Origin of the sequence: Agrococcus sp. HG114 (assembly GCF_024723325.1) — a bacterium.
GTDB lineage: Bacteria > Actinomycetota > Actinomycetes > Actinomycetales > Microbacteriaceae > Agrococcus.
On the sequence record NZ_JANQCH010000153.1, the window covers coordinates 1 to 4,949 of the forward strand.

The 4,949-nt window shown below is 73.3% G+C and carries 5 protein-coding genes and 2 tRNA genes; 5 read left to right on the plus strand and 2 right to left on the minus strand.

The annotated features are described in order from the left end of the window. On the plus strand, window positions 1–438 hold a 438-nt coding region (locus tag NWP09_RS11670), incomplete at its 5' end, for an anti-sigma factor (protein ID WP_258275676.1). Continuing rightward, window positions 439–1,347, plus strand: a complete 909-nt coding sequence (locus NWP09_RS11675) for a DMT family transporter (RefSeq protein WP_258275677.1) — start codon at window positions 439–441, stop codon at window positions 1,345–1,347. Between the two features lie 99 nt (window positions 1,348–1,446). On the opposite strand, the gene NWP09_RS11680 is transcribed toward NWP09_RS11675, so the two are convergent. Then, the gene (locus NWP09_RS11680) at window positions 1,447–1,794 is read right to left on the minus strand and encodes a hypothetical protein (RefSeq protein ID WP_258275678.1); all 348 of its coding nucleotides are present in this window, start codon (window positions 1,792–1,794) and stop codon (window positions 1,447–1,449) included. Between the two features lie 269 nt (window positions 1,795–2,063). Here NWP09_RS11680 and NWP09_RS11685 point away from each other — a divergent pair. Continuing rightward, a tRNA-Pro gene (locus tag NWP09_RS11685) sits at window positions 2,064–2,138 on the plus strand. A gap of 52 nt (window positions 2,139–2,190) precedes the next feature. On the opposite strand, the gene NWP09_RS11690 is transcribed toward NWP09_RS11685, so the two are convergent. Then, on the minus strand, window positions 2,191–3,603 hold the full coding sequence (locus NWP09_RS11690) for a GH1 family beta-glucosidase (RefSeq protein ID WP_258275679.1): 1,413 nt from the start codon (window positions 3,601–3,603) through the stop codon (window positions 2,191–2,193). 171 nt (window positions 3,604–3,774) lie between these two features. Between NWP09_RS11690 and NWP09_RS11695 the strand changes: the two genes are divergently transcribed. Then, window positions 3,775–3,848, plus strand: a tRNA-Gly gene (locus NWP09_RS11695). Window positions 3,849–3,943: 95 nt separating this feature from the next. Further along, window positions 3,944–4,949 (plus strand): 13E12 repeat family protein (locus NWP09_RS11700; RefSeq protein WP_258275680.1); only part of this gene is annotated, 1,006 nt, incomplete at its 3' end.

Genomic DNA, 4,949 nt, shown 5'->3' on the forward strand with positions numbered 1-4,949 from the left:
CGCTGGCGACCCGCTCGCGCGCTCGGGGCGCTCGCGGCTGCCGCGGCGCTGCTGCTCGGCGGCATCGCGATCGGCACCCAGCTGGGGGGCTCGGAGGACGAGTCGCTCGGCTCCGTCGTGGCGGCTGCCGACGCGCAGCGCAGCGAGGTCGCGCTCGCCGACGGCACGGTCGCGACGGTCATCTGGTCGGCGGAGCGCGGGCAGTCGGCGATCCTGTTCGACCGCCTGGGTCGCGTGCCGGAGGGCAGCACCTACCAGGCCTGGTACATCGACGCGTCGGGACCGCGGTCGGCGGGCACCTTCGAGGGGACGGGCGGCGCGACCGCGTTCCTGCTCGACGGCGAGCTCAGCGCCGGCGCGGCCATCGGCGTGACCGTCGAGCCCGCAGGCGGCTCGGATGCGCCGACGAGCGACCCGATCCTCGTCGTCGAGACGTAGGTGCAGTCGCGGCAGCCCGGCCGTCTGGGGCCGGTGGCGATCGCGGTCGCGGCGACCGGCCTCGTCGTCACGTGGAGCTCGGGGTTCGTCGGCGCCGAGCTCGCGGCGCGCGCGGACGGTGAGCCGATCACGGTGCTCATGTGGCGCTTCGTGGTGCTCGCCGGCGTCCTCGTCGCGGCGATGCTCGTGCTGCGCCGGCCGTGGCCCCGCCGAGCGAGCTGGCTGCGGCAGGGGACGGTCGCCGTGCTCAACCAGGCCGCGTACCTCCTGCTCATCTTCGAGGGCGTGCGCGCCGGGGTCGACGGCGGCACCGCGGCGCTCATCGCCGCCCTGCAGCCGATGCTCGTCGCGACGGTCGCCGGGCGCGTGCTCGGCGAGCGGGCCACGGGGTGGATGTGGGCCGGCATGGTCGTGGGCCTCGCCGGGGTCGCGCTCGTGGTCTCGGGAGCGGTCGACGGGCACGGCGCGCCGCTGTGGGCGTACGCGCTGCCCCTCGCCGCGGTGCTGTGCCTCGGCACCGGCACGGTGCTCCAGCGGCGCTGGCGGATGCACGACGACCTGCTGCAGACCCTCACGATGCACTCGATCGTGGCCGGCGCGGTGTTCGTCGTCGTGGCGCTGCTGCGCGGGCACGCCGCTCCCCCGGCCACCGGCGACGTGTGGTTCGCGGTGCTCTGGCTCGTCGTGCTCTCGAGCCTCGGCGGCTACGTGCTCTACGTGACGGTCACGCGCTCGCACGGCGCGACGTTCGTGAGCACGATGCTGTACCTCACGCCGCCGACCACGATGCTGTGGGTGTGGCTCGTGTTCGGCGTGCCGGTCACGCCGCTCGGCGTCGCGGGGCTCGCGGTGGCCGCCACGGGCGTGGCCATCGTCCTCATCTCGCAGCGGCGGGCGCAGGCGGGCTGACGCGGCTATGCCACCGGCGCGCCCGGGAGCGTCGAGAGGCGGCGATGCGCGGGCTCGTCACCCGGGCATCGCCGCCGCTCTTCGGATCGGCTCCAGGCGTCAGCTGAGCTTCTCGGCCATGCAGTAGATGATGTGGCTGAGCTCCTTGCCGCTGTCGTGCATGTAGGCGACGCCGGCCTCGGGCCACATGATGAGCTGGTTCGCGGACGTGCCGGATCCCGCCTTGAGGACGAGCAGCGTGTACTCGCTGGGCCACGAGAGCTCGGGCAGCGTGACGCTCGTGACGCCGTCGCCGTACTCGACCTTCGTGCAGTCGCCGTAGCCGAGGTTCTCCCAGTACGCCTCGCTGTTCATGGCGGCGGAGTCGGGGGGCGCGGCCTGGGCCGGCGTCGCGACGCCGAGGACGGCGAATCCTGCGACCGCAGCGGCCGCGAGCAGTTTCTTCATCGAGTTGCTCCTTGTTCGGGATATGGGCGGCCGACACCGTCGTCGGTCGTCTCGCGCGAAGCGTAACGGCGTTATGACATATGCTCGCTCAAGGTGGCGCATAGGGTGCCTCAAGCCTTCGCAGGGCCAGGCGGCGGACGGCGGCACAGGCAGCGGCGCGGCACCCCGAGGGGACGATCGACCTGACCGGGTGCGCGGAGCCGCACCGGCACAGCGATCCGGCCGGGTGCGCGCCGCTAGACTCGCGTGCTGTACGGGAGCGATCCCTACGGGGCGTAGCTCAGCTTGGCTAGAGCGCCCGCTTTGGGGGCGGGAGGTCGCAGGTTCGAATCCTGTCGCCCCGACCCCGGGTGGCGCCCAGGATCGGGCGGCGCGCAGCAGCGCCGCCGCTCGGCGCTAGAGCGTCCGCTCGCGGATCAGGCGCGCGAGCTCTCGACCGGAGTCCTTCACCGTGCGCGCTTGCGTCTCGTAGTCGACCCGCACGATGCCGAACCGCTTGTGATAGCCCCACGCCCACTCGAAGTTGTCGAGCAGCGACCAGTACATGTAGCCCTTGACCGGTACGCCCGCGTCGATCGCGTCCACGACGGCGGCGACGTGCGCGCGGAGGAACTCGACCCGGTCGGCGTCGTGGATCCGCGCCTCGCCGGTCGACGCATCCGTCGTCACCTCGTCGGCGAAGGCCGCGCCGTTCTCGGTCACCCACAGCTCGACGCCCGCGGCGGCGGTGTACTCCTCGTGCAGCTGGCGCAGCAGCGCCGTGAGGCCCGCGGGGTGCACCTCCCAGCCCATCGTGGTCGTCGGCAGTCCGCGCGGATGCGCGTGGACGCCTTCGGCCGCCGGGTACGGGCTCGAGATCGGCCGGTCGGTCGGGGCGTCCTGCAGCATCGGCACCTCGGGCGGCTCGAAGGAGACGACGTCGTCGTGGTAGTAGTTCACCCCCAGCACGTCGATGGGCGCGGCGATCGTCGCGAGGTCGCCCTCCTGCACGACCGCGTCGAGGCCGAGGTGGCCGACGTCGCGCAGCAGCGACTCGGGGTACTCGCCCGTCATGATCGGGTGCACGAAGAAGCGGTTGTACTGGTCGTCGAGGCGCCGCGCCGCATCGCGGTCGGACTCGCTCGCCGGGTCGACGGGCTCGGCGGGCTGGAAGTTGAGGGTGATCCCGAGCCGCTCGGCGCCGGCGTCGCGGAGCGCCCGCACCGCCATCCCGTGGGCGAGCAGCAGGTGGTGCCCGGCGCGGAGGCCCGCCTCGACGCTCTGCCGGCCCGGGGCGTGGGCGCCCGCGGTGTAGGAGAGGAACGAGGAGCACCACGGCTCGTTGAGCGTCGTCCAGCTCTGCACGCGGTCGCCGAGCGCCTCGTGCACCGTGAGCGCGTACTCGACGAAGCGGTGGGCGGTGTCGCGGTCCGTCCAGCCGCCCTGCTCCTCGAGCGCCTGCGGCAGGTCCCAGTGGTAGAGCGTGAGCCACGGCATGATGTCGGCGGCGAGCAGCTCGTCGACGAGCCTCGAGTAGAAGTCGATGCCCTTCGCGTTCGGCGCGCCCCCGTCGGGTCGCACGCGCGCCCAGCTCGTCGAGAAGCGGTAGGTCTGCAGGCCCAGCTCGCGCATGAGGGCGACGTCGTCGGGCATGCGGTGGTAGTGGTCGCACGCGACGTCGCCGTTGTGGCCGTCGATGACGGCGCCCGGCACGCGCGCGAACGCGTCCCAGATGCTCGCGGTGCGCCCGTCCTCGAACGCTGCGCCCTCGATCTGGTAGGCGGCGGTCGCGGCGCCGAGGACGAGGTCTTGCGGGATGCTTCGCTGCACGGATCGAGCGTAGCGACGGCGGCTGGCAGCTCCGGACAGGCAGATCCCGAGCTGTGGAAGGTCGACGCTCGCGAATGCGCGAGGGGCACGGACGAGCGAGCGAGCGACAACTGCCCCAGAGCGGATGCGGTAGATTCGTGCCGTCCCGACGTCACGTCGCGCTCGGGGCGCGCGGGCGTAGCTCAATGGTAGAGCCTCAGTCTTCCAAACTGATTACGCGGGTTCGATTCCCGTCGCCCGCTCCATCGCCGGCTCCGCCGATCCATGGCGCTCGCCGCCTCTCTCCACAGTCGCTCTCCCCCGCCCTTCCCGTGTCAGTGGTGCGTGGTTGCATGCCTGCGTGGATGCGTGGGGCGGGCTCGATGCGGAGGAGTACATCGCGTCGATCCGTGCCGGCGCGATCGACCCGCACGGCCGCACCGCGGCCGAGCTCGAGGACGAGCTGGCGGCGTTCGACCGGGACTGGGGGCAGCGGCTCGCTGCGCTGACGGACGCGCAGGTGGACGAGGTGATCGCGGGCCGGATGGCGGTGCCGCTGCTGCCCGGCAGTGTCGACCCCGACGACCGGCCGGGAGCAGCGCGGCGGCAGGAGGCGCTCGCCGGCCGGATGCGGGCGATCGAGCAGCGCCGCGCCCGCCTCGAGGCGGAGCAGCGGGAGCTGCTCGCGGCCGAGCTGCAGCACCTGCGCGAGACCGGCGGCGACATCGGCATGGCGGTCAAGGAGTCCGCCTCCGTGCTCGCGTCCGAGCTGCGCCTCGCCGACCGCACCATGGAGCGCAAGCTCACCGAGGCGTGGACGACCGTCACCGACCTGCCCGCGGCGCACGCCGCCCACAAGGCCGGTCGCATCACCGGCACCCACCTGCGCGCGATCGAGCAGGCCACCGAGGCGCTGCGCACCGACCCGCACGTCGACCCCGCCGACCGGGCGCGGGTCGAAGCCGAGCTGGTGGACATCGCCGAGCGGGCCACCCCGTCGCAGTTGCGCTCGCGGGCGAGGCGGATCGTCGACCGCGCGATGACCGACCCGCTGCAGCGCCGCCACGACGCCGCCCGCGCACGCCGCCGCGCGTGGGTCGACGACGGCGACGACGGCATCTCGACCCTGTGCATCGCCGGCCCGACCGCGGCCATCCACGGCGCGTTCGCCCGCGCCACCCAAGCTGCCCGCGGCAAGCCGAAGGACGACCCCCGCACGTTCGACCAGTACCGGGTCGACGCGCTCCTCGAGGTGCTCCTCACCGGCCAGACGCCGGCCGACCTGCACGCCGTCAACCCGATCACCGCGACCGTCACGGTGACGATCCCCGCCACCGAGCTGCTCAACCAGACCGACGATGCGGACG